This is a genomic window from Pseudomonas sp. GZJR-8, assembly GCF_002916705.1.
GTDB classification, from domain to species: domain Bacteria; phylum Pseudomonadota; class Gammaproteobacteria; order Pseudomonadales; family Pseudomonadaceae; genus Aquipseudomonas; species Aquipseudomonas synxantha_A.
Map to the genome: position 1 here is coordinate 311,276 of NZ_JXSI01000004.1, position 20,549 is coordinate 331,824.

Below are 20,549 nucleotides of genomic sequence, written 5' to 3' on the forward strand. Positions count from 1 at the left end.
AAAAGCGATCGTTCACATGATTAAAACTCATGCCTCGTTGATTCTGATAGGGTGCCGATATTGCGCCGTCGGAGCTTTCCCAATGTCTCGTCGTCTTCCTCCACTGTATGCCCTGCGTGCATTTGAAGCCGCTTCCCGGCACAACTCCTTCACCCGTGCGGCGCAGGAACTGTCCATCACCCAAAGTGCGGTCAGCCGGCATATCCGCACCCTCGAGGAGCATTTCGCCTGCCGCCTTTTCCAGCGCAGCGGTCGCAATCTGCAGCTCACCGAAGCCGCACGCCTGTTGCTGCCCGGCGTGCGCGAAGGCTTCGCTGCGTTGGAGCGCGCCTGTCATACCTTGAATACTGAAGATGACATTCTGCGCATGAAGGCACCGTCCACCTTGACCATGCGCTGGCTATTGGCGCGCCTGAGTCGCTTCCGCGCCTTGCAGCCAGGCAATGAGGTGCAACTGACCAGTGCGTGGATGAGCGTGGATGAAGTGGACTTCAACCAGGAACCCTTCGACTGTGCGGTGTTGTTGAGCGATGGGCATTTTCCGGCGGACTGGGAGGCCAGTTACCTGTTCCCCGAATTGCTGATCCCCGTGGGCGCGCCGAACCTGCTGGATGATGGACCTTGGGACGCTGCCCGCCTGGCGAGTGCCGAGTTGTTGCATCCCACGCCTGATCGTCGTGACTGGCGCAACTGGCTGGAGCGCATGGGGTTGTCGTCCCGGGTGTCTCTCAAGGGTGGGCAGGTGTTCGATACCCTTGAGTTGGGCATGATCGCGGCGGCGCGTGGCTATGGCGTGTCCATGGGCGATTTGTTGATGGTGGCCGAAGATGTCGCCCAGGGACGCCTGAGCCTGCCGTGGCCCAGGGCGGTCGCCAGTGGGGAAAGTTACTACCTGGTGTGGCCGAAAACCCGTCCCGGGGGGGAACGCTTGCGACGGCTGGCGGAGTTTCTTCAAGGTGAAGTCAAAGCGATGGAGTTGCCCCAGGTTGAACGTCTCGATTGAGTAGGTGCCGGCGTTTGATGCAATCGTTTGCGGGATACCCCTGTGATTCGCTCAAGTATTACCAAGTGCCGCCGAAGAAGGTGTGTTGGAACCATCGTGCACCAACGTTTCCCACTAGATAATTTGCCGAGCAGCGCTATGAGATCAGGATGATCCTGGCCTCGGCCAGGAGCTGTCATGTCTCAACCTCGTGCCCGGATTGCCTCCCAGTTAGGTCTCGCCCTTGCCGTGATTCTGGCTGTCGTTATCAGCGGCAGCACTGTGTTTGCCCTGCGTTCCCTTGACTCCGCCAACCTCGACACCCGTGAGGAGCACCTGGCCAGCGAGGCGCGTTTGCTCGCCGACCAACTCAATACCTTCCACAGCACCTTGCGCGAGAGTACCCAGCGTTTGAGCGGGCTGTTTGAAAAACGCTTCGGCGCCGGCCTGAGTGTGCGTGCCGACCAACCCGTGGCCGTGGCCGGTGTACAGACGCCGAGCCTGTACCTGGGTAATGAGGTGCTGAACAACAATTTCGAAGAAGTGGATGAGTTCAAGCAAATGTCCGGCGGTGTGGCCACCGTATTCGTGCGCAGCGGCGACGACTTTATCCGCGTGAGCACTTCCCTGACCAAGCAGGATGGCAATCGTGCCATCGGGACCGTGCTTGACCGACAGGGCGCGGCTTACCAGCGTGTTGCCGACGGGCAAACCTATATCGGCCGTGCGGTATTGTTCGACCGTTCCTACATGACCCAGTACAGCCCGGTGCGTGACAGCAGCGGCAAGGTCATCGCCGTGCTGTTTATCGGCTTCGATTACACCGATGCGCAGAACGCCCAGTTTGAAAATCTCAAGCGCTTCCGTCTCGGCCAGACCGGCTCCCTGGCGCTGCTGGATGAGCAGAAGCATTGGCTGGTGCCGCCAGCCGGCGTGCAGGCGCCGGACCAGGCCATTGCCGTGATGCTCGACCTGGCAAAGACGCCGGGGGCAGGGCGTTTCTGGAGCGATAATAACGAAGATTTCTACAGCGTTTCGGTGCCGTTCGAAGGCGGCCCCTGGGCGGTGGTGGCGAGTATGCCCAAGGCGGAAATACGCGCCGTGACGTGGAAAGTCGGGATTCGCCTGGTGATCGGCAGCGTGCTGGCGATGTTGCTGGCAGTGGGCGCCACGGTGTGGCTGTTGCGCAGCAAGCTGGCGCCATTGAGTGATTTGGTACGCCAGGCGCAAGCTCTGGGCGCAGGCGACTTGAGCGCACGCCTTAACGTGTCCAGCCATGACGAAATCGGGCAGTTGGCGCGCAGCTTCAATCAGATGGGTGAAGCGCTGTCGACCATGGTTTCGCATATCCGCAGTGCTGCCGAACAGGTCAACAGCCGCGCCCAGGCGCTGTCGGGGCTATCCGGTGGCGCCTACGAAGGCATGGAGCAACAGTCCGGCGAGATCACCAGTATGGCCGGCGCGGTGGAAGAGTTCAGCGCTACCTCGTTGAACATCGCCGACAACATGGGCAACACCGAGCGCCTGGCGCAAGAGAATGCCCAGCAGACCCGGATCGGCCGCACCTCGATGCAAGAGGCGTCATCGTCGCTGGAGCATATTGCCACTGCCCTGAACAGCACAGCCGCAGTGATCAACACCCTGGGCCAGCGCTCCCAGGAGATCGGCGGGATCGTCGGTGTGATTACCTCCATCGCCGAACAGACCAACCTGCTGGCGCTCAACGCCGCCATCGAAGCCGCCCGCGCCGGTGAACAAGGCCGCGGTTTTGCCGTGGTCGCCGACGAAGTGCGCAACCTGGCCTCGCGCACCCGCCAGGCCACCGATGAAATTTCGGCGATGATTCAGAGCATCCAGCAGGAAACCGGCAACGCCATCAGCACCATGGAACACGGCAAGGTATTGATGCAGGACGGCCTGTCGCGCAACGCCGACGTCGCCTCGGCCCTGGCGCGTATCGATGAGCAAAGCCGCTCGGCCGGCCAGCAATTCGCTGCGATCACCACCGCCACCCAGGAGCAGAGCAGCACCGCAACCCTGCTCAGCAGTAACTTGCAGAGCATTGCCCTGGCCAACAGCGAGCAGCGCGAAGTGGTGTCGAACCTGGCAGTCACCGCCAAGGAACTGGAAACCTTGGCGGCAGGCTTGCGTCAGGAGGTGGACCGGTTTCGTTGAGGCTTAGTGGTCGCCCAGCCCTGGGTCTACGCGCTTGCCGATGTCCTTGAGCCGCGCCAGTTGGTCGACCATACCTGGCGCTTCATCCATGCTGGTCACGAAGGTCCACAGGTAAGTCATCACCGCGTAGATGTGGCCGGCCTTGACCCCTGGGGACAAGGCCAACTGGCTGATCGCGACCACAAACAGCAAAGCCGCGAGCGTACCGAGAAACAGGTACGCCGCAGCCTCGCGGTCTGAAAGCCAGATGCGCAGGCGCGACAGCACCTGGTAGTGACGTCGCAGGGTCGGCGCGCCGACCTTTTCGACCAGGCCGATTTCTTTCTCCAGGCGGTTATTCAGGCGCTCGTGTAGTTCCTGATTGCGCTGTGCAAAGCGTGGCAACAAGGTGATGCACAGCAGCAGCGCGGCCAGGCAGGCCATGCCTACCCATGGCTCAATCACGATCAACATCACCGCCGCGCCCACAATCGACACCAACGCCGTGGCGATGATCGGCACGTGCTTTTCAAAGAAGTCGACAAATTCCCGTGCCAGCACCACCCGTGCCGCCGATTTCGAGGTGCTGTGGTTCTGTTGGCGTTGGTTGAGGATGACTGGCACCGCAAGGTCGGCGTAAATGCGCGTGAACGTGCGTGTATCCAGCGCTCGCCGTGCCGCCCCGACCACCCAGAACGCCATGACCACGGCGGCATAGAACAACGCACTGGTGGCATCGCCGCGGATAATCGAATCCACCGCGAACCCGGCAAACAGCGGATAGGCCAACAACAGTGCGTTCTCCAGCGCCACCAGCGACAAGGTGCAAGACAGCTTGCCGGGATAGGCTTTGGCAATAGCCTTGAGTGTCTGGCTGGCGGACTGCTGGCCGATTTTCTGGCTTTCTTCGATCAGAATTTGGGGGGTGACGGATGTCATGGGTGCACCAAAGGAGTGATAGACGCTATTATTGAGCGACTGCTCAAGTATCCTTGAGCGATCGCTCAAAAAGCAAGCGCCGCTCATCTACCGGCGCCCGAAGGAATTGCCCATGTCGCGTATCGACCGTAAAGACCAGATCATCGCCGCCGCTCTTGAGCTGTTTCGCAGCAAGGGCTTTGCCGCGGTGTCCACCCGTGACTTGGCCGAACATGCCGGGCTGTCACGCAGTCACGTCTATCACTATTTCAGTGACTGGAATGAACTGCGTCGCGAAGCTTTTGTGCGCTTTGCCAATGAGCAATTGGATGAAGTGCGCGAGCCGTTGGCCGATGCTCCACCGCTGGAGGCGCTTATGGGGTTCTTGCGCGACTGCCTGCCCAGTACCGCTGACGCCGCTTGGGCGCTGTGGCTCGACGCCTGGGACGAAGCCATGCACGACCCGCAAATGGCCCAGGCTTACCTGGTGATCAACGCCCAGTGGCAAGGCATGCTTGCCGAAGTGATCGAGCGGGGCGTTGCCGATGGCGTCTTTCGCTGCGAGTCGTGTCAGCGCGCTGCACGGCAGATCTTCGCCCTGGCGATGGGCTATGCCGATGACCTGATGCTCAAGCCTTCCGCAGAGTCGGCAGAAGCGGTGCTGGAAGAGGTGCTGGAAGTGGCGAGGCTGTTGCTGGATTTTGCCTGACAAGTGCTAGCCATGAGCGGCTGGTCGGTACTGCAACGCCTCCGCCAAATGATGGCGGGCGATGCCTTCCACTTGCTCAAGGTCCGCCAGGGTGCGAGCCACCTTGAGCAACCGATGGGCTGCACGCAGCGATAATGTCAGTCGTTCGCACGCGCTTTCCAGCCAACTTTCATCGGCTTTGGTCAACTGGCAGTGTTCGCGTAGCCGTGGCAGATCGAGGAATGCATTGGCACAACCCTGGCGCTGGTGCTGGCGTTCACGGGCTTGCGCCACCTGGGCGGACGCTTGCGCGGTGGTGTCACCGGCCTGTTGGGAGGGGCTCAGCGCAGTGACCTCCCGCGCGACTGTCAGGTGCAAATCAATCCGGTCCAGCAGCGGCCCGGATAGCTTGTTGCGATAGCGTTGTATCTGTTCCGGCGTGCACCGACAACGCCCGCTGGGTTCGCCCATGTAGCCGCACGGGCAGGGGTTCATGGCCGCGACCAATTGGAAGCGTGCCGGGAAACTCACCCGGTCCCTGGCTCGGGAGATCACGATATGCCCCGACTCCAATGGCTCGCGCAGCACCTCCAGTACCTTGCGATCAAATTCCGGCAGCTCATCCAGAAACAGCACGCCGTGATGGGCCAGTGTGATTTCCCCCGGCTGCGGCTTCGAGCCGCCACCCACCAGCGCCGGGCCGGATGCCGAGTGGTGCGGCTGGCGAAACGGGCGATTGGGCCAATGGCTCAGGGGGGCCAGGCTGACCACGGATTGGATCGCGGCCACTTCCAGCGCCTCCTGCTCGCTCAGCGGTGGCAGCAAGCCCGGCAGGCGGCTGGCCAACAGGGTTTTGCCGGTACCGGGTGGCCCGCTGAACAGCAGGTTATGTGCGCCGGCCGCCGCAATCAGCAAGGCACGCTTGGCTGCCAGTTGGCCCTGCACTTCACTCAGGTCCGGGTAAGGCTTGTTCAAGTACAGCAAGCCGTCGGACCTGTAGGGCTCAATCGGCACATGCCCATTAAGGTGCGCCACCACTTGCAGCAGGTGGTCCACCGCAATCACTTTGAGCCCCGACGCCAGGCAGGCTTCCTCGGCATTGGCCCTGGGCACTATCACGGTGCGCCCGGCCTTGCGCGCCGCAAGCGCGGCCGGCAACACACCCTTCACCGCCCGTACCTCGCCCGATAACGCCAACTCACCAAGGCACTCCACGTCATCAAGCATCAAGGCCGGCACTTGCACACTGGCCGCCAGGATCCCCAGGGCAATCGCCAGATCAAAGCGCCCGCCGTCCTTGGGCAGGTCGGCGGGCGCGAGATTGAGGGTGATGCGCCGGGCCGGGTATTGCAGCGCCGAGTTGAGAATGGCGCTGCGAACGCGATCCTTGCTTTCCTTCACTGCAGTTTCCGGCAGGCCCACCAGCGTCAGCGATGGCAAGCCATTGGCCATATGCACTTCAACGGTGACGGCGGGGGCTTCAACGCCGACCTGGGCGCGGCTGTGCACGATAGCGAGGGACATGCTCGTTCCTTGAATGGGTGGGCCGCTTCCTGCGGGTTTTTCAAGGGTAGACGAGGTGGGACGGAGCGGGGCGAGGGAGATTTTACAGAACGTATCCGGGCGGCAATGCAAAACAAATGTGGGAGCTGGCTTGCCTGCGATAGCGGTATGTCAGCAAAGAATCATCCGCTGATGCACCGCCATCGCAGGCAAGACAGCTCCCACACTAACCGTGTTTATTCAGCAGAGGATGGCGCCAACCGTGCTTCAAGTTCAGCCACCTTCGCCTCCAGGCTCTCCAACCGCGCACGCGTGCGGGCCAGCACCACCATCTGGCTGTCAAACTCTTCCCGGCTGACCAGGTCGAGCTTGCTGAAACCACTTTGCAGCAATGCCTTGAACTGGCTTTCGATTTCATTGCGGGGCAGCGGGGTGTCGCCGCTGAACAGGCGAGAGGCGTGGCCGCTCAGGGCGTCGAGGAGGTCTTTGGGCGCGAGCATGGGAAACATTCCGGAAAACAGTTGGCCGGCAGTGTATCACGCAGCGTCTATAGTCTTTTTCATGCCGCGTTGCGCACGGTTTTCGCGCATCAAAGCGGGCGGCTGCGCACCGTTTTGATGCGCATTGCGGCCGCGCGCACGCCCCGTGGGTGGGCACAAGTGAGCAAGGGATTGATTTCAGTGGTTTTTACGGAGCTGGCAAGGTTTCTGCTTAGACGATCATGACCCATGCACTGATGCAGTCGCTGTGACGAATGCAGTGCGCCGACGGATCAGGGGTACAGGTTTCGTCACCAGTGGATCGCTGGCGTCGCAACGGCAAATGCCGAGGCGACGATGCGTTACAAAGCCAGGCACTGCGCTTAGACTTGAGACGGGTTTGTTTTCCTGGGGCAAGTCCACCAATTCGGGAGAGAGTTTTCATGAAGCTAGTCACTGCCATCATCAAGCCGTTCAAGTTGGACGATGTACGCGAGTCACTGTCCGAGATCGGCGTGCAGGGCATTACCGTTACTGAGGTCAAGGGCTTCGGTCGGCAGAAGGGTCATACCGAGCTGTATCGTGGCGCGGAATACGTAGTCGATTTCCTGCCGAAGGTGAAGATTGATGTCGCCATTGACGACAAGGATCTTGACCGGGTTATCGAGGCGATAACCAAGGCGGCCAACACCGGCAAGATCGGTGACGGCAAGATCTTCGTGGTCAATCTGGAACAGGCTATTCGCATCCGTACCGGCGAAACCGATACCGACGCAATCTAAGCCGCCAAACCCCAACGCCCCAGGAGAAAACACTATGACTCTGCGTAAATTCGCAGGGCTCGGAGCCCTGCTGTCCATCGTAATGCCAAGCCTGGCCATGGCGGCAGACGAAGTGGCTGCTCCAGTCCTCAACTCCGGCGACACCGCCTGGATGCTGACCGCCACCGCTTTGGTGCTGTTCATGACCATCCCTGGCCTGGCGCTGTTCTACGGCGGCATGGTCCGCTCCAAGAATATTCTGTCAGTGATGATGCAGTGCTTTGCCATCACCGGCTTGATCAGCATCCTGTGGGTCGTCTACGGCTACAGCATCGCGTTTGATACCACCGGTATGGAACAGGGTGTGGTCAACTTCAACTCCTTCTTCGGCGGCCTGGGCAAGGCGTTCCTGGCGGGTGTCACCCCGGCCAGCATCACCGGGCCTGCGGCGCTGTTTCCGGAAGCCGTGTTCATCACCTTCCAGATGACCTTCGCCATCATCACCCCGGCGCTGATCGTCGGTGCCTTCGCAGAGCGCATGAAGTTCTCCGCGATGCTGATCTTCATGGCTATCTGGTTCACCCTGGTCTACGCGCCGATCGCGCACATGGTCTGGAGCGGCAACGGTGGCCTGATGTGGGACTGGGGCGTGCTGGACTTCGCCGGCGGCACCGTCGTGCACATCAACGCGGGTGTGGCGGGCCTGGTGGCGTGCATCGTGCTGGGCAAGCGTAAAGGCTTCCCGACTACACCAATGGCACCGCACAACCTGGGTTATACCTTGATCGGCGCGGCCATGCTGTGGATCGGCTGGTTTGGCTTCAACGCCGGCTCCGCTGCGGCGGCCAACGGCACGGCGGGCATGGCGATGCTGGTCACCCAGATTGCCACGGCTGCTGCGGCGCTGGGCTGGATGTTCGCCGAGTGGATCACTCACGGCAAGCCAAGTGCACTGGGCATTGCCTCAGGTGTGGTGGCCGGCCTGGTCGCCGTGACGCCAGCCGCTGGCACCGTGGGCCCGATGGGTGCTCTGGTGATCGGGCTGGTTGCCGGTGTGGTGTGCTTCTTCTGCGCCACCAGCCTCAAGCGCAAGCTGGGCTACGACGACTCCCTGGACGCCTTCGGTGTGCACGGTATCGGCGGTATCGTCGGTGCGATCCTCACCGGTGTGTTTGCAGCCCCGGCACTGGGCGGTTTCGGCACCGTGACCGATATCGCTGCCCAGGTCTGGATCCAGTGCAAAGGCGTAGGCTTCACTGTGATCTATACAGCCATCGTGACCTTCGTCATCCTCAAGGTGCTGGACATGGTCATGGGCCTGCGTGTCACTGAGGAAGAAGAGGCTGTGGGCCTCGACCTGGCGCAACACAACGAGCGCGGCTACAACTTGTAAGTACGCGAAAAAAACATGCCCGGCTTGCCGGGCATTTTTTTGTCTGGTGTTTGTCTTTGGCTAAAGGTGTATGGGTTTTTTATCAACTTTGTGATGGGATCCACACGGCACTTTTCAGAGTGCAAATGTCTTACAGGCATGAAGGCGTATTCGGCACTTTGTTTTTTCCCAGAGCGCGCTAGAATGCGCGCCGATGGGCGGAGAACTGTATGTGGCAACAGACCCTGATTACCCTGCGGGCCAAGCCCCGGGGCTTTCATCTGGTAACGGACGAGTTGCTTGCCGGCTTGCCTGAATTGAAGGCTTGCCGTGTGGGCCTGTTGCATTTGTGGCTGCAGCACACCTCGGCCTCGTTGACCGTCAACGAGAATGCCGACCCGGCGGTTCGCCGTGACTTCGAGCGTTTTTTCAACCTGCTGGTGCCACAGGGCCGCGCAGGGTTTGAACACAACGACGAAGGTCCGGATGATCTGCCGGCGCACTTCAAGGCCAGTCTGCTGGGTTGCCAGCTGAGTTTGCCGGTCAAGGCCGGCCGCTTGGCGATGGGGACCTGGCAAGGTGTTTATCTGGGCGAGCACCGTGATCATGGCGGTGCTCGTAAAGTCCTCGCCACCTTGCACGGTGAAGAGGCATAAGCCACTGGAAATCCGGTGGATGTTGATTTTTTTCCGGCGACCTCGACAGAGGGTGAAGCTGGGCTATAACTAATCTGCTTTTCGCAAGTCATGAGGTAGAACATGAGCGACGATGATCTGGAACAAGACGACCTCGAAGTAGGTGATGAAGACGACACCGAAGAAGGTCTTGAAGTAGCGGCGGAAGACGTTGCTGACGATGCCGAGGATGGCGGTGCCGATGACGCGGCTCCCAAAGCCAAAGGCAAAGCCAAGGCTGCTGTTTCGGTAGACGAGCTGCCAAGCGTTGAAGCCAAGAACAAAGAGCGCGATGCCCTGGCCCGTGCGATGGAAGAGTTCCTCGCTAAAGGCGGCAAAGTGGTCGAAGTCGAGGCTAACGTGGTTGCAGACCCACCGAAGAAGCCGGATAACAAGTACGGCAGCCGACCTATCTAAGGTCTGCCTCCTGCTTGTAAGAAAAAGCCCGCCGTCGCTGCGGGCTTTTTCATGCCTGGAGCCATTACCAGTTCGCTGCAATACCTTGTGGGAGCTGGCTTGCCTGCGATAGCGGTGTATCTGCGAGCCCTGTGTTGATTGGCCCACCGCTATCGCAGGCAAGCCAGCTCCCACATTGGGGGGCAGTGTTAACCCCAGCGACTCAGCAGTGGCGGCAACTCCGTCAGGCTGCGAATCTGCGCATCCGGGTGCTTGTCACCCTCCCAGGCCTTGCCCGCGGGGTTAAACCACACCGCCCGCAGCCCAGCCTGCTGAGCACCGGCGATGTCATCCCCAGGGTGATCGCCCACGTGCACCGCCGCTCCGGCGTCCACGCCACCGCGCTGCAACGCCTCTTCAAACAAGCGCCCGTCCGGCTTGGCAATGCCGATGTCTTCAGCGCGCAAGGCAAAATGGAAGTAGTCCGCCAGGCCAACGCGCTGCACATCGGCATTGCCATTGGTGATCACCCCCAGCAGGAAGTGCTGGCGCAGCGCCTTGAGCATCGGCTCGGCTTCCGGGAACACGGTGAGCTGGTGACGTGCATGGATGAACGCTTCGAAGCACACATCCGCCATTTGCGCCGCTTCAGGCTGGGGATAGCCGGCCTCTTCGAATGCCAACATCAACACCCGATGGCGCAGGATGCTGATGCGGTGCTTGAGCTCGGGATGACGCTGCAATACTTGCTGGCGCAGGCTGGCGAAATGCTCCAGGGGTAGGTCCCCGACCTTGGAGGCGTTGAGCGCCAGCCATTCGCGCATCGACGCTTCGGCGCTGATGATGACGGGTACGTTGTCCCAGAGGGTGTCGTCCAGGTCGAAGGTGATCAGCTTGATACTCATGAGTCGCTGCCTTTGATGCGTTTGGCCCGTGGATGGGCGCTGTCGTACACCGTTGCCAGGTGCTGGAAGTCCAGGTGTGTATAGATCTGGGTGGTCTTGATATCGGCGTGGCCGAGCAGTTCCTGTACGGCGCGCAGATCCTGGGAGGACTCCAGCAGGTGGCTGGCGAAGGAATGGCGCAGCATGTGCGGGTGCAGATTCTGCCCCAGCTCCCGCTCGCCGGCGGCCTTGACCCGAAGCTGGATCGCTCGGGGCCCCAGGCGTCGGCCTTGCTGGCTGACGAACACCGCATCGTCCGCCGGGTTGGTCAAAAGGCGCAGTGGCAGCCATAGCTGCAAGGCTTCGCGGGCTTTTCTGCCCACCGGCAGTACGCGGGTCTTGCTGCCTTTGCCGAGCACTTGTATCAGGCCATCGGCGAGGTCCAGCTGATCGAGGTTCAGGCTTGTCAGCTCCGACAGGCGCAGGCCCGAAGAATAGAACAGCTCAAGGATTGCCTGGTCGCGATGGGCCAGGAAGTCATCCTCTACCGCACCATCGAGCAACTGCAAGGCACGATCGGTATCCAGGGTCTTGGGCAGGCGCCGCTCGCCTTTGGGCGGGGACAGGCCATTGGCCGGGTCGTGATCGCACAGGCCTTCGCGATTGAGGTAGTGATAGAGGCCGCGCACTGCCGACAGCAGGCGAGACAGGCTACGCGAGGACTGGCCTTGCTGGTGCAACCGGGCGATCAGGCTGCGCAGGGTCTGGATATCCAGGGCTTTCCAGCTACTGACGTGCTGTTTCTCACAATAGGCCAGGACCTTGTTCAAGTCCCGCCGATAGGCTTCAAGGGTGTGGGGCGACACCTGGCGCTCATTGCGCAGGTGAGCGCAATAGGCGTCCAGTTGCCGCTCCATGGTCAGCGCACCGCGCGCAGTGTGGTGGTGTGGCGCGGCAGGACGCGGCCCAGCACTTCGGCGATGTAGGTCAGGAACAGCGTGCCCACCGAGCTTTTGTAGTGCGCAGGGTCACGGCTGGCGATGGCCAGCACGCCGTGCAAGCCTTGATGGCTGACGGCGATGACGGCGGTAGAGCCGATCTGCTTGCGCTGCTCGGCACCAAACAGGAAGTCCAGTTCATGTTCACGCAAGGTGCCGCTGACAGTCTTGCCTTCGGACAGCAAGCCGCCGATGGCTGTCTGTGCTTCACCACCTGTGACCCAGCGACCCACCGGCATCGGGTTGTCGCTGAACAGGATCAGGCTGACAAAGGGCACCTGGAAGTCCTCGCGCAGGCTGTCTTCCACGGCGATCACCGTTTCTTCCAGGCTGGCGGCGTCCATCAGGGTCAGGATCAGGCGGCGGGTCTTGTCGAACAAGCGGTCGTTGTCGCGGGCCACGTCCATCAGGTGGGAAAGCCGATGGCGCATTTCAATATTGCGCTCGCGCAGGATCTTCATCTGTCGTTCCACCAGCGACACGGTATCGCCGCGCTGGTGGGGAATGCGCAAGGCCGGCAGCAGTTCTTCATGCTCGACGAAGAAGTCCGGATTAGCCTCAAGGTACGCCGCGACAGCAGCGGCCTCCAGGCTTTCACTCGGGGTAGCGTGTGCGGGTACTTGAGGCTTATCGGTCATTGGCTTGGCTCACTCATAGACGGACCTGTCCTTCGTATACACGCGAGGCCGGCCCGGTCATCATCACCGGGTGGCCAGGGCCTGCCCATTCGATGGACAAGCGTCCACCGGGCAGGTCGATCAGCAGCGGCGAGTCCATCCACCCCTGGCTGATCGCGGCTACGGCAGCGGCACAAGCGCCGGTACCGCAAGCCTGGGTTTCGCCGGCGCCGCGTTCCCAAACGCGCAATTGCGCGCGGGTACGGTCGATCACCTGCAGGAAGCCCACATTGACCCGCGCTGGAAAGCGCGGGTGATGTTCGATCTTCGGCCCCAGTTCGTGCACCGGGGCGTTATTGATGTCGTTGACCCGCAGTACCGCATGGGGGTTGCCCATGGACACGGCGGCGATATCCACGGTTTTGCCATCCACGTCCAGCGGGTAACTGAGGGCCTGCTCGGTGGCCTGGAACGGAATATCCGCCGGCACCAGGCGTGGCGCGCCCATGTTGACGCTGATCTGGCCGTCACTGCGAATATCCAGTTCGATCACACCGCCCTTGGTTTCGACGCGAATCTGGCGCTTGGCCGTCAGGCGCTTGTCCAGCACAAAGCGTGCAAAGCAGCGCGCACCGTTGCCGCACTGTTCCACTTCGGAACCGTCGGAATTGAAGATCCGGTAGCGGAAGTCCACCTCCGGGTTGCTCGGCGCCTCCACCAGCAGCAACTGGTCGAAACCGATGCCGGTGTGACGATCGCCCCACTGTTTGGCGTGTTTGGGCAGGATGTGCGCGTGCTGGCTGACCAGGTCCAGAACCATGAAATCATTGCCCAGCCCGTGCATCTTGGTAAAACGCAGCAGCATGGCTTACTCCGGCAGCAGGCTTTCGCCAGCATACAACTGGGCTACCGTCTCGCGGCGACGCACTTCAAATGCTTGATCACCGTCCACCAGCACCTCGGCGGCACGGCCGCGAGTGTTGTAGTTGGAACTCATGACAAACCCATAGGCACCCGCCGAATGCACGGCCAGCAGATCACCTTCTTCCAGGGCCAGCTGACGATCCTTGGCCAGGAAGTCGCCGGTCTCGCAGATCGGGCCGACGATGTCATAGGTGCGTGCTTCGCTTGCGCGAGGCGTCACGGCGGTGACATCCATCCAGGCCTGGTACAGCGCCGGGCGGATCAGGTCGTTCATCGCCGCATCGACGATGGCGAAGTCCTTGTGTTCGGTGTGCTTGAGGTACTCGACCTGGGTCAACAGCACGCCGGCGTTGGCGACGATATAGCGGCCCGGCTCGAACATCAGCGTCAGGTCGCGGCCTTCGATGCGTTCGCGCACGGCCTGGATATAGTCGCTAATCAACGGTGGCTCTTCGTCTCTATAACGTACGCCGACGCCGCCGCCCAGGTCGATGTGCTGCAGGTAGATGCCGCACTCGCCCAAACGATCGATCAAGGCCAGCAGACGGTCAAGGGCATCCAGAAAGGGTGGCAGTGTGGTCAGTTGCGAGCCGATATGGCAGTCGACACCCAGTACTTCCAGGTTTGGCAGTTGCGCGGCGCGGATGTACACCTCTTCGGCGTCGGCGATGGCGATGCCGAACTTGTTCTCTTTGAGACCGGTGGAAATGTACGGGTGGGTGCCGGCGTCGACATCCGGGTTGACGCGCAGGGAGATCGGCGCACGAACGCCCATCTCGGCGGCAACGACTTGCAGGCGCTCCAGCTCGTCGGTGGATTCGACGTTGAAGCAATGCACGCCGACTTCCAGGGCGCGGCGCATGTCTTCGCGGGTCTTGCCGACGCCGGAGAACACGATTTTCTCAGCCTGGCCGCCGGCGGCCAATACGCGTTCGAGCTCGCCACGGGAGACGATGTCGAAACCGGCGCCCATGCGCGCCAGGACATTCAGCACACCCAGGTTGGAGTTGGCCTTGACCGCGTAGCACACCAGATGCGGCACGCCATCGAGGGCGTCAGTGAACGAGCGGTATTGGGCTTCGATATGCGTACGGGAGTACACGTAGGTCGGGGTACCAAAGCGCTGGGCAATCGCGGACAGCGCCACGCCTTCCGCGAACAGCTCGCCGTCCCGGTAGTTAAAAGCGTCCATAAGTTTCCCTTAGTAGGTGTCGTGCTTATGCGCTTTTGACGGCTTTTGCGACGATTGCGCCTGTTCATTCGGATCTTTGCTGTCATCCGGCAGGTACAACGGGCCTTTCTGGCCACAGGCACTAACGAGGCAAGCGACCGCGACGAGCGCAGCAAGGGAAGAGATCAGGCGCTTCATGGCGAAATCCTTGAATATGCATTAATTGCGCCCGAGTATACCGACCACCCGGCAGCTTGCCTATGCGCCGCACTACCCGTCCGGCGGGGCTTTGCCGAGGAGCACAAGAAGCGGGCTACGCTACTTGATGATATTTCGTACTGCCATCTGTCATGAAATCGGTATCCTTTGCAATCGGCGAAGCGCGTCCGTATTGTGCCCCGCTTGAGCAAAACCAGACACTTTTGAGGTTGCCACAATGAGTTTGACCGAAGCCCGTTTTCACGACCTGGTGGATGCCACCCAGGAGAAGCTGGAAGATATTTTCGACGACAGCGACCTGGATGTGGATCTGGAAAACTCGGCTGGTGTGCTGACCGTCAAGTTCGAGAGCGGCCCGCAACTGATCTTCAGTCGCCAGGAGCCGCTGCGTCAGCTGTGGCTGGCTGCGCGCTCCGGTGGCGTTCACTTCGACTACGACGAAGAAAGCGGCAAATGGCAGTGCGACAAAAGTGAAGAGTTGCTGGGCGAAATGCTCGCGCGCCTCGTCGAGGAATATACCGGCGCCGAGCTGGATTTCGAAGAGATCTGACCGTGACCCAGCCTGTACCTGTACGCCCGCCCAAGCCGCTGTTCAGCAATGTCAGCCCGGCGGTGCCGTCACCTTGTATCAGTTTGTGTCGCCTGGACGAGCAGAAAGTCTGCCTCGGCTGCTTCCGCCACGTGGAAGACATCCGTGAATGGCGCTCCGCCGACGATGCGCGGCGCCGGGTGATCTGCGCGCAAGCTGAGCAGCGCAAGGCCCAAGCCTGACAGCATCTTGTTTATTTGTGACGCTGTGGTAGTGTCCGGGTACACCTCAACTCATCGAGGTCCGTGAGAACCCCGCCTTTTTCTGGCGGGGTTTTGCTTTTTTGTGCAGAAAAAAGGAGTCTGCCTGAATCATGACCGCACCTTCCATCATTCTTACCCGTCTTGACGTGCAGCGTCTTGAGCAACTGATCGACCGCTTGGGCGACGAGTTTCCCGGCGTCGAAGCGTTGCAAGCCGAACTCGACCGCGCCGAAGACGTGGTCGGTCACGATGAAGTGACTGCGGGTGTCGTGACCATGAACTCCAGCGTGCATTGCCGTGAGCAAAGCAGCGGCAAGGACTATCACCTGACGCTGGTCTACCCCAAGGACGCGAACGCCGACGAAGGCAAGATCTCGATCCTGGCTCCGGTAGGCAGTGCTTTGCTGGGGCTGCAAGTGGGCCAGCATATCGACTGGCCTGCACCGGGTGGCAAAACGCTCAAGCTGGAATTGCTCAGTGTCGAAGGCCAGCCCAAGGATGGCGGGGCTTTCTCGCTCTAAATCTGGCCCAGTGCGGCATTGAGGGACTGTTCCAGTTCGGCTTTGTAGCGCAGGTACAAATTGCTCGGGCTTTGCACATCACCGAGCAGTCCTGACAAGTCCAGATCAGTGATGTAGCAACGGTAACGTTCGGTTTCCCGGCGTTGCCCGACGATCTCCCGGGCGACCATGGCAAACAGTTGGTCGCCAAATTCCAGTTCGCAAAATTCCCGCTGATTGCAGTAAAGGGTGATCCCCACCTGGCCAGGCGCGCCTTTGCCGATAATTGCCTGCACGTCATAAAACGGCTTGTTGGCAGGGTTCTGCGGCGCCGGTCGTGGTTCCACGCCGCGGGCGCGGCTGCTGCCCGATGGCAATAACTGATAGTACAAGGTGTGCACTTCACTCAGGGGCTGTCGGGAATCCAGGGACGACAGCGCTTCGCGGCGATAGAGGATCGATTGCAGGAAGCGTTGCAGCGGAGCCAGCAGACTTTGTTCATCATGAAACGGCAAGCGCTGCTGCCAAAGCGCGTTGAATTCGTCGAGTACGTACAGCTGGGCGAAGCCTTCATTGACTCGATAGAACACTTGCACGCAATCGGCCTGGCCCATAGGCAGGAGCAGCGCCAGGTCATGGTCTTCCAGGGCCATGGCGTCAAGGTGCCAAGGGCTGTAGCTGGCCAGTTCCTCACTGAGGTAGGCAATCAGCGCGTCCTGGGTTGGCAGTGACACATGATTGGCCTGGCCCGGTGTCAGTTCCATGACGTGATAGTGCTGTTGCACCTGCAACAGGTAACGATGATTGCCTTGGCCAAGCAGCAGGTGTTGTGCGGTTTCGAACACCTCTTCTACACGCTGGGCAATGAACTGCGCACGGTTGTGGCAAAAACAACGCACTCGCAGCCGTGGCAGATGACCCAGCGGTAGTTGGTTGAGGTAATCGCGCAGGCAGTCGAGCAGGGCGTGGGGGCCGTCATAGCGGCTGACCATCACCTCGTTCCAGCTGTTGAGCATGACCTGGTCCAGGGTCAGCACCAGGTTTTCGCGTACACCGGCGTAGCTCAGGGAGTCGGTGCGCTCTGTTGTCATCAGGATATTCAGGTCGCGATGATGCTTGAGCGGGTCAACCCCGACGTTGATCAGCAACAGCACCTCTTCGGGCACTGCCGGGCGCAGCAAGCGGCTCTCATCGACACTGGCCAGGGGCAGGGCGATGGTCTGTTGCAGGCTGCCCAGCAGGTTGAACAACTCGAACTCGGTCATGTCGCTGACACCGGGGTGCAGCGCCAGGCGGGTACTGCTGTCGATCACGCCGTTGCGATGGCACCAGGTGAGCATTTCCAGCAGGTCCCGGCTGCGTTTGATCGGCGCGAAGTGCTCCCATTCCAGGGCCGTCAGGTTGCCGTTATACAAACCCCAATGGTGCTGGCCCGGCTCCTTGCGGTTGGGCGACTGCACCAGGGTCAGGGTGTCTTCGGCCAGGTCCGGGGCGATGCCTGGGTTAATGAACTCAACCTTGCCGGCCTTGCGTTCGAACGCCGCATACAAGCGCCGGCCCAGTACATTGAGGTCGCGTTTGTTGATCAGGCTGGCAGTCTGTTCGCTGCGGGCGAACTGGGTGAGGAAACGGTAGCTGTAGTTCAGTTCATTGACCAGAGCGCGGCGCTCGGAAGCAACCTGACGCACTTTCCACTGGCTGCGACTGTCCAGCAGGGCCAGTTGGCGCTGGTCCCAACCCCATTCCTGGGCCAGGCGTTCCAGCAGCAGTCGCTGCCAAGTGGGGGTGCGCTGGCCGGCGCTGAGCTTGCGGTTGATCTTCAGGTACAGGCTGCGTCGTACCAGTTCCAGGCGATCCGGCTCGTTGCGGGCCTTGAGGTATTCCTCGATGCGGCGATACACCACGATGTAAGGGTCCAGCTCATCCAGGTCCACTTGGTTGGCGAACACCGCTCGCTTGAAACGCAGGCTCAGGCAGTACACGTTCGGATGTTCGCTGGCGTAGACCTCGGTCAGCAGCAGCTTGAGCACCGATTTGTACGGTGACTCGATGCCCTTGAACAATTGCCACAGCCCGGCACCTATGAACTCGCCCGGCGGGATATGGGCCAAGTGACCCAGGTCGAGGGTTTCATCGGCGCGGATAAACCGCTTGGAAATCAGGGCGTGGGTAAATTCGGCGTAGCGCTTTTCTTCGTAGACCGGCACCAGCCACCAGATCGGCGTGCGCCCGGCCAGCCAGATGGCTGTGCGGTAGAACTCGTCCAGCAGCAGGTAGTGCTGGGTAGTACCGCAATCGTCGGAGCTTAGTTGCGTATCGCGTTCACCCAGGACAAAGCGTGTAGGTTCGATCAGGAAAAAATGCGCCTCGGCGCCCATGCTCAAGGCCCAGGCTTCCAGCAGTTGGCACTTCTTGCGCAGCTCTGCCAGTTCGCTTTCGTCCAGGTCGGGAGCGTGGCACACCCACACGTCCATATCGCTTTGATCGGCCTGGGCCAGCGTGCCGAGGCTGCCCATCAGGAACAGGCCGTGGATGGGGCGGGGCGGGTTGCCATGGCGCGGTTTATAGGAGAACGAGCGGGTCAGGCGTTGGGCTTCGGCCAGGGCCTGGGCGTTAGGTTCGAAATTCGACAGCCCCGCCGGGGTGCTGCTGGAGACATAGCCCGGCAACAGTGGGTGATTGACGTGGAAAAACAGCGGCAACAAAGTCAGCACGCCTTGTTGGCGTGGTGTCAGCCCCTCGACAGCCCGGGCCATGCGGCCCTCATTGAGGGCCATGAAACGCGCGCGCAACTGGGTCAGCACCTTGCGGTCGATGCCTTCGTCCAGATCGGGGCGGATTTCGTGGGTGCGGGTCATGTCGAACTCGGTGGCTCGCTGGGCCCGACGTGGGCAGCCATGCAGGAGTCTACAGACAGTAGCGTAGGAGTTTTAGAGGGAAGTGGCTTTTTGGCGTCAGAATTTTTGCGCCACACAACTAGCGCCCTCGGAGTCCGCAACGGGCGGACCCCATGGGCGGGATCAGGTGTCAGGCAGCTTCTTTGGTGTTGGCAGTGGTCAGAATGGTCAGCAGGGTTTGAGCCTGCTCTGCAGCATCCCGGCCAAGGCTCGTCAGGTAGCCCCCGTCCGGCTGATCGATCAGTCCTTTCGCATGGAGGCGCTTGGCAGCGGCGATGGCGGTAGGAGCGGCGGTCTGATGGACTTTCAAGCCCTCCTTGGTGCTGTCCAAGGGGAAGAGTACAAGGATTTCCAGTTCGGCAACCAACTCAGGGGTATACGACATAAGGACTCCAGACTTTCTAAAATTTATTAGAGGCTAGCAGGCCATAAGGTGAACGCACTTTGGCGGGCTGTCCAGTGAGAAAGTCGTAGGTATTGATATGGCGCAGATTTGTGGCGAGGAAGCGGGCTTCCCGGCCACGCCAAGGTTGGTTTCAGTTGTTTTCAGGCGGTAGCTCAGGAAGTGCTCGCAGCGCCGTTTCATACCATTGGGTATCGAAGGCACGGTCTTCTTCGAGCATCTTGTCTATCTCAACGGCCAGCACATGGGCCATGAGGTTCAAAATGTCTTCGCGCTCGTAACCTACCAGGGTCAGTTTATTGAAGGTGGCCTTGGCGGCAGGCGGGTTGTCGCTTTCGATCTGGTTTTCGATGGCCTGGGTCAGCGTGCTTTCGGTGAACTCTTCTTCGTCGTTATCAATATCGGTCGGCTCGCTCATGGCAGGCTCCTCAAGGAAAGGGTGCCAGTCTACCGCCATTCAGGCAGGTGATGCTGCTGGTCAGGCCGGGCGCCTGGAACTATAACTCTTGCAGCCAACCCCACACCCGGCCTGGAGGCATCTGCAATGCTCAAGCTCTACGGATTTTCAGTCAGTAACTACTACAACATGGTCAAGCTTGCACTTCTGGAGAAAGGGCTGGCTTTCGAGGAGGTGCCTTTCTATGCAGGCCAGACCCCCGAAGCCTTGGCGGTGAGCCCGCGAGGCAAAGTGCCGGTGCTGGGCGTCAAGCAAGGGTTTATCAATGAAACCAGCGTGATTCTGGAGTACATCGAACACACTCAGGAAGGCCCTTCATTGCTGCCGGCCGACCCTTTTCAACGGGCTCAGGTGCTGGCGCTGTGCCGTGAAATCGAGCTCTACATCGAACTGCCTGCGCGAGCGTGTTTCGCCGAGGCTTTTTTCGGCATGACGGTGCCGGAGGCGATCAAGGAGAAATCCAGGGCCGAGCTGCTGCTTGGGATCGGTACGTTAGGTCGGCACGGTAAGTTCGCGCCTTATGTGGCTGGGGAGAACTTCACCATTGCGGATTTGTATTTCATGTACAGCCTGAACCTGGCGTGCGGCGTGGGCGAGAAGCTGTTCGGGCTGGACCTGCTGGCGCAGTTGCCGCAGGTGAAGGCCTTGTTGGGGCGCCTGAATGAAATGCCCAACGCGCAGAAGGTCGAGGCGGACAGGCAGGCGGCGATGCCTGCATTCATGGCGATGATTGCGGCCAAAAGGTGAGCAAATGTGGGAG

General features: G+C 60.7%; 23 protein-coding genes and 1 pseudogene. 12 read left to right on the plus strand and 12 right to left on the minus strand.

What is annotated here, in order from left to right:
- Positions 1-82 precede the first annotated feature (82 nt).
- From TK42_RS10480 to TK42_RS27315, 3 genes and pseudogenes are all read left to right on the plus strand, one after another.
- Complete coding sequence (locus tag TK42_RS10480) at positions 83-1,003, plus strand: LysR substrate-binding domain-containing protein (protein ID WP_032878744.1); 921 nt, start codon at positions 83-85, stop codon at positions 1,001-1,003.
- Positions 1,004-1,180: 177 nt separating this feature from the next.
- A pseudogene (locus TK42_RS27310) lies at positions 1,181-2,254 on the plus strand (Cache 3/Cache 2 fusion domain-containing protein); the annotation flags it as partial.
- Between the two features lie 180 nt (positions 2,255-2,434).
- Positions 2,435-3,157, plus strand: a complete 723-nt coding sequence (locus tag TK42_RS27315; protein ID WP_371920243.1) for a methyl-accepting chemotaxis protein — start codon at positions 2,435-2,437, stop codon at positions 3,155-3,157.
- Positions 3,158-3,160: 3 nt separating this feature from the next.
- Here TK42_RS27315 and TK42_RS10490 read toward each other — a convergent pair whose 3' ends face one another.
- Positions 3,161-4,075 carry an ABC transporter six-transmembrane domain-containing protein gene (locus TK42_RS10490; protein ID WP_177464445.1) on the minus strand — a complete coding sequence of 305 codons (915 nt, stop codon included), beginning with the start codon at positions 4,073-4,075 and terminating at the stop codon, positions 3,161-3,163.
- A 112-nt stretch (positions 4,076-4,187) separates the two neighbouring features.
- Between TK42_RS10490 and TK42_RS10495 the strand changes: the two genes are divergently transcribed.
- Complete coding sequence (locus TK42_RS10495) at positions 4,188-4,763, plus strand: TetR/AcrR family transcriptional regulator (protein WP_032878749.1); 576 nt, start codon at positions 4,188-4,190, stop codon at positions 4,761-4,763.
- Between the two features lie 6 nt (positions 4,764-4,769).
- Here the strand turns inward: TK42_RS10495 and TK42_RS10500 are convergent, their stop codons facing one another.
- Positions 4,770-6,266 (minus strand): YifB family Mg chelatase-like AAA ATPase, encoded by a 1,497-nt coding sequence (locus tag TK42_RS10500; RefSeq protein ID WP_005792457.1) that lies wholly within the window; start codon positions 6,264-6,266, stop codon positions 4,770-4,772.
- Positions 6,267-6,481: 215 nt separating this feature from the next.
- A complete protein-coding gene (locus tag TK42_RS10505) occupies positions 6,482-6,745 on the minus strand; it encodes an accessory factor UbiK family protein (protein WP_005792456.1) in 264 nt (87 codons plus the stop codon).
- A 422-nt stretch (positions 6,746-7,167) separates the two neighbouring features.
- Here TK42_RS10505 and glnK point away from each other — a divergent pair, with 422 nt between their 5' ends.
- The 4 genes from glnK to sutA all read left to right on the plus strand — a co-directional run bounded on the left by glnK (position 7,168) and on the right by sutA (position 9,948).
- The gene (glnK, locus tag TK42_RS10510; RefSeq protein ID WP_002555808.1) at positions 7,168-7,506 is read left to right on the plus strand and encodes a P-II family nitrogen regulator; all 339 of its coding nucleotides are present in this window, start codon (positions 7,168-7,170) and stop codon (positions 7,504-7,506) included.
- Between the two features lie 34 nt (positions 7,507-7,540).
- Positions 7,541-8,878, plus strand: a complete 1,338-nt coding sequence (locus TK42_RS10515) for an ammonium transporter (RefSeq protein ID WP_032878752.1) — start codon at positions 7,541-7,543, stop codon at positions 8,876-8,878.
- A gap of 209 nt (positions 8,879-9,087) precedes the next feature.
- The gene (locus TK42_RS10520; protein ID WP_005792453.1) at positions 9,088-9,513 is read left to right on the plus strand and encodes a secondary thiamine-phosphate synthase enzyme YjbQ; all 426 of its coding nucleotides are present in this window, start codon (positions 9,088-9,090) and stop codon (positions 9,511-9,513) included.
- A 102-nt stretch (positions 9,514-9,615) separates the two neighbouring features.
- The gene (gene sutA / locus TK42_RS10525; protein WP_032878753.1) at positions 9,616-9,948 is read left to right on the plus strand and encodes a transcriptional regulator SutA; all 333 of its coding nucleotides are present in this window, start codon (positions 9,616-9,618) and stop codon (positions 9,946-9,948) included.
- A gap of 188 nt (positions 9,949-10,136) precedes the next feature.
- On the opposite strand, the gene TK42_RS10530 is transcribed toward sutA, so the two are convergent.
- Genes TK42_RS10530 through TK42_RS10555 form a run of 6 tightly spaced genes read right to left on the minus strand, consistent with a single transcriptional unit; the run spans position 10,137 to position 14,719 of the window.
- Positions 10,137-10,832, minus strand: coding sequence for an HAD family hydrolase (locus TK42_RS10530; RefSeq protein WP_103734169.1), 696 nt, complete (start codon positions 10,830-10,832; stop codon positions 10,137-10,139).
- A complete protein-coding gene (gene xerC / locus TK42_RS10535) occupies positions 10,829-11,728 on the minus strand; it encodes a tyrosine recombinase XerC (protein ID WP_103734170.1) in 900 nt (299 codons plus the stop codon). The genes TK42_RS10530 and xerC overlap by 4 nt, the downstream gene beginning before the upstream one ends.
- A 2-nt stretch (positions 11,729-11,730) precedes the next feature.
- The gene (locus TK42_RS10540) at positions 11,731-12,447 is read right to left on the minus strand and encodes a DUF484 family protein (protein ID WP_005792447.1); all 717 of its coding nucleotides are present in this window, start codon (positions 12,445-12,447) and stop codon (positions 11,731-11,733) included.
- A 13-nt stretch (positions 12,448-12,460) separates the two neighbouring features.
- Positions 12,461-13,291, minus strand: coding sequence for a diaminopimelate epimerase (gene dapF, locus TK42_RS10545; protein ID WP_078822621.1), 831 nt, complete (start codon positions 13,289-13,291; stop codon positions 12,461-12,463).
- Between the two features lie 3 nt (positions 13,292-13,294).
- A complete protein-coding gene (gene lysA, locus TK42_RS10550; RefSeq protein ID WP_032878765.1) occupies positions 13,295-14,542 on the minus strand; it encodes a diaminopimelate decarboxylase in 1,248 nt (415 codons plus the stop codon).
- Between the two features lie 9 nt (positions 14,543-14,551).
- Positions 14,552-14,719 (minus strand): lipoprotein, encoded by a 168-nt coding sequence (locus TK42_RS10555; protein ID WP_003195417.1) that lies wholly within the window; start codon positions 14,717-14,719, stop codon positions 14,552-14,554.
- A gap of 238 nt (positions 14,720-14,957) precedes the next feature.
- On the opposite strand from TK42_RS10555, the gene cyaY reads away from it, so the two are divergent.
- From cyaY to rnk, 3 genes are all read left to right on the plus strand, one after another.
- On the plus strand, positions 14,958-15,290 hold the full coding sequence (cyaY, locus tag TK42_RS10560; protein WP_032878767.1) for an iron donor protein CyaY: 333 nt from the start codon (positions 14,958-14,960) through the stop codon (positions 15,288-15,290).
- A gap of 2 nt (positions 15,291-15,292) precedes the next feature.
- Positions 15,293-15,511 (plus strand): DUF1289 domain-containing protein, encoded by a 219-nt coding sequence (locus TK42_RS10565; RefSeq protein WP_078822619.1) that lies wholly within the window; start codon positions 15,293-15,295, stop codon positions 15,509-15,511.
- Positions 15,512-15,642: 131 nt separating this feature from the next.
- Complete coding sequence (gene rnk, locus TK42_RS10570) at positions 15,643-16,053, plus strand: nucleoside diphosphate kinase regulator (protein ID WP_005792442.1); 411 nt, start codon at positions 15,643-15,645, stop codon at positions 16,051-16,053.
- Here rnk and TK42_RS10575 read toward each other — a convergent pair.
- The 3 genes from TK42_RS10575 to TK42_RS10585 form a co-directional block, all read right to left on the minus strand.
- The gene (locus TK42_RS10575; protein WP_103734171.1) at positions 16,050-18,890 is read right to left on the minus strand and encodes a class I adenylate cyclase; all 2,841 of its coding nucleotides are present in this window, start codon (positions 18,888-18,890) and stop codon (positions 16,050-16,052) included. The two genes, rnk and TK42_RS10575, sit on opposite strands and share 4 nt — an antisense overlap.
- 169 nt (positions 18,891-19,059) lie before the next feature.
- Positions 19,060-19,314 carry a TIGR02647 family protein gene (locus TK42_RS10580; RefSeq protein WP_014720451.1) on the minus strand — a complete coding sequence of 85 codons (255 nt, stop codon included), beginning with the start codon at positions 19,312-19,314 and terminating at the stop codon, positions 19,060-19,062.
- Between the two features lie 151 nt (positions 19,315-19,465).
- Entirely contained in the window at positions 19,466-19,750 is a 285-nt protein-coding gene (locus TK42_RS10585) for a hypothetical protein (RefSeq protein ID WP_103734172.1), read from the minus strand.
- 126 nt (positions 19,751-19,876) lie between these two features.
- On the opposite strand from TK42_RS10585, the gene TK42_RS10590 reads away from it, so the two are divergent.
- Complete coding sequence (locus TK42_RS10590) at positions 19,877-20,536, plus strand: glutathione S-transferase family protein (RefSeq protein WP_032878779.1); 660 nt, start codon at positions 19,877-19,879, stop codon at positions 20,534-20,536.
- The last annotated feature ends 13 nt before the right edge of the window (positions 20,537-20,549 follow it).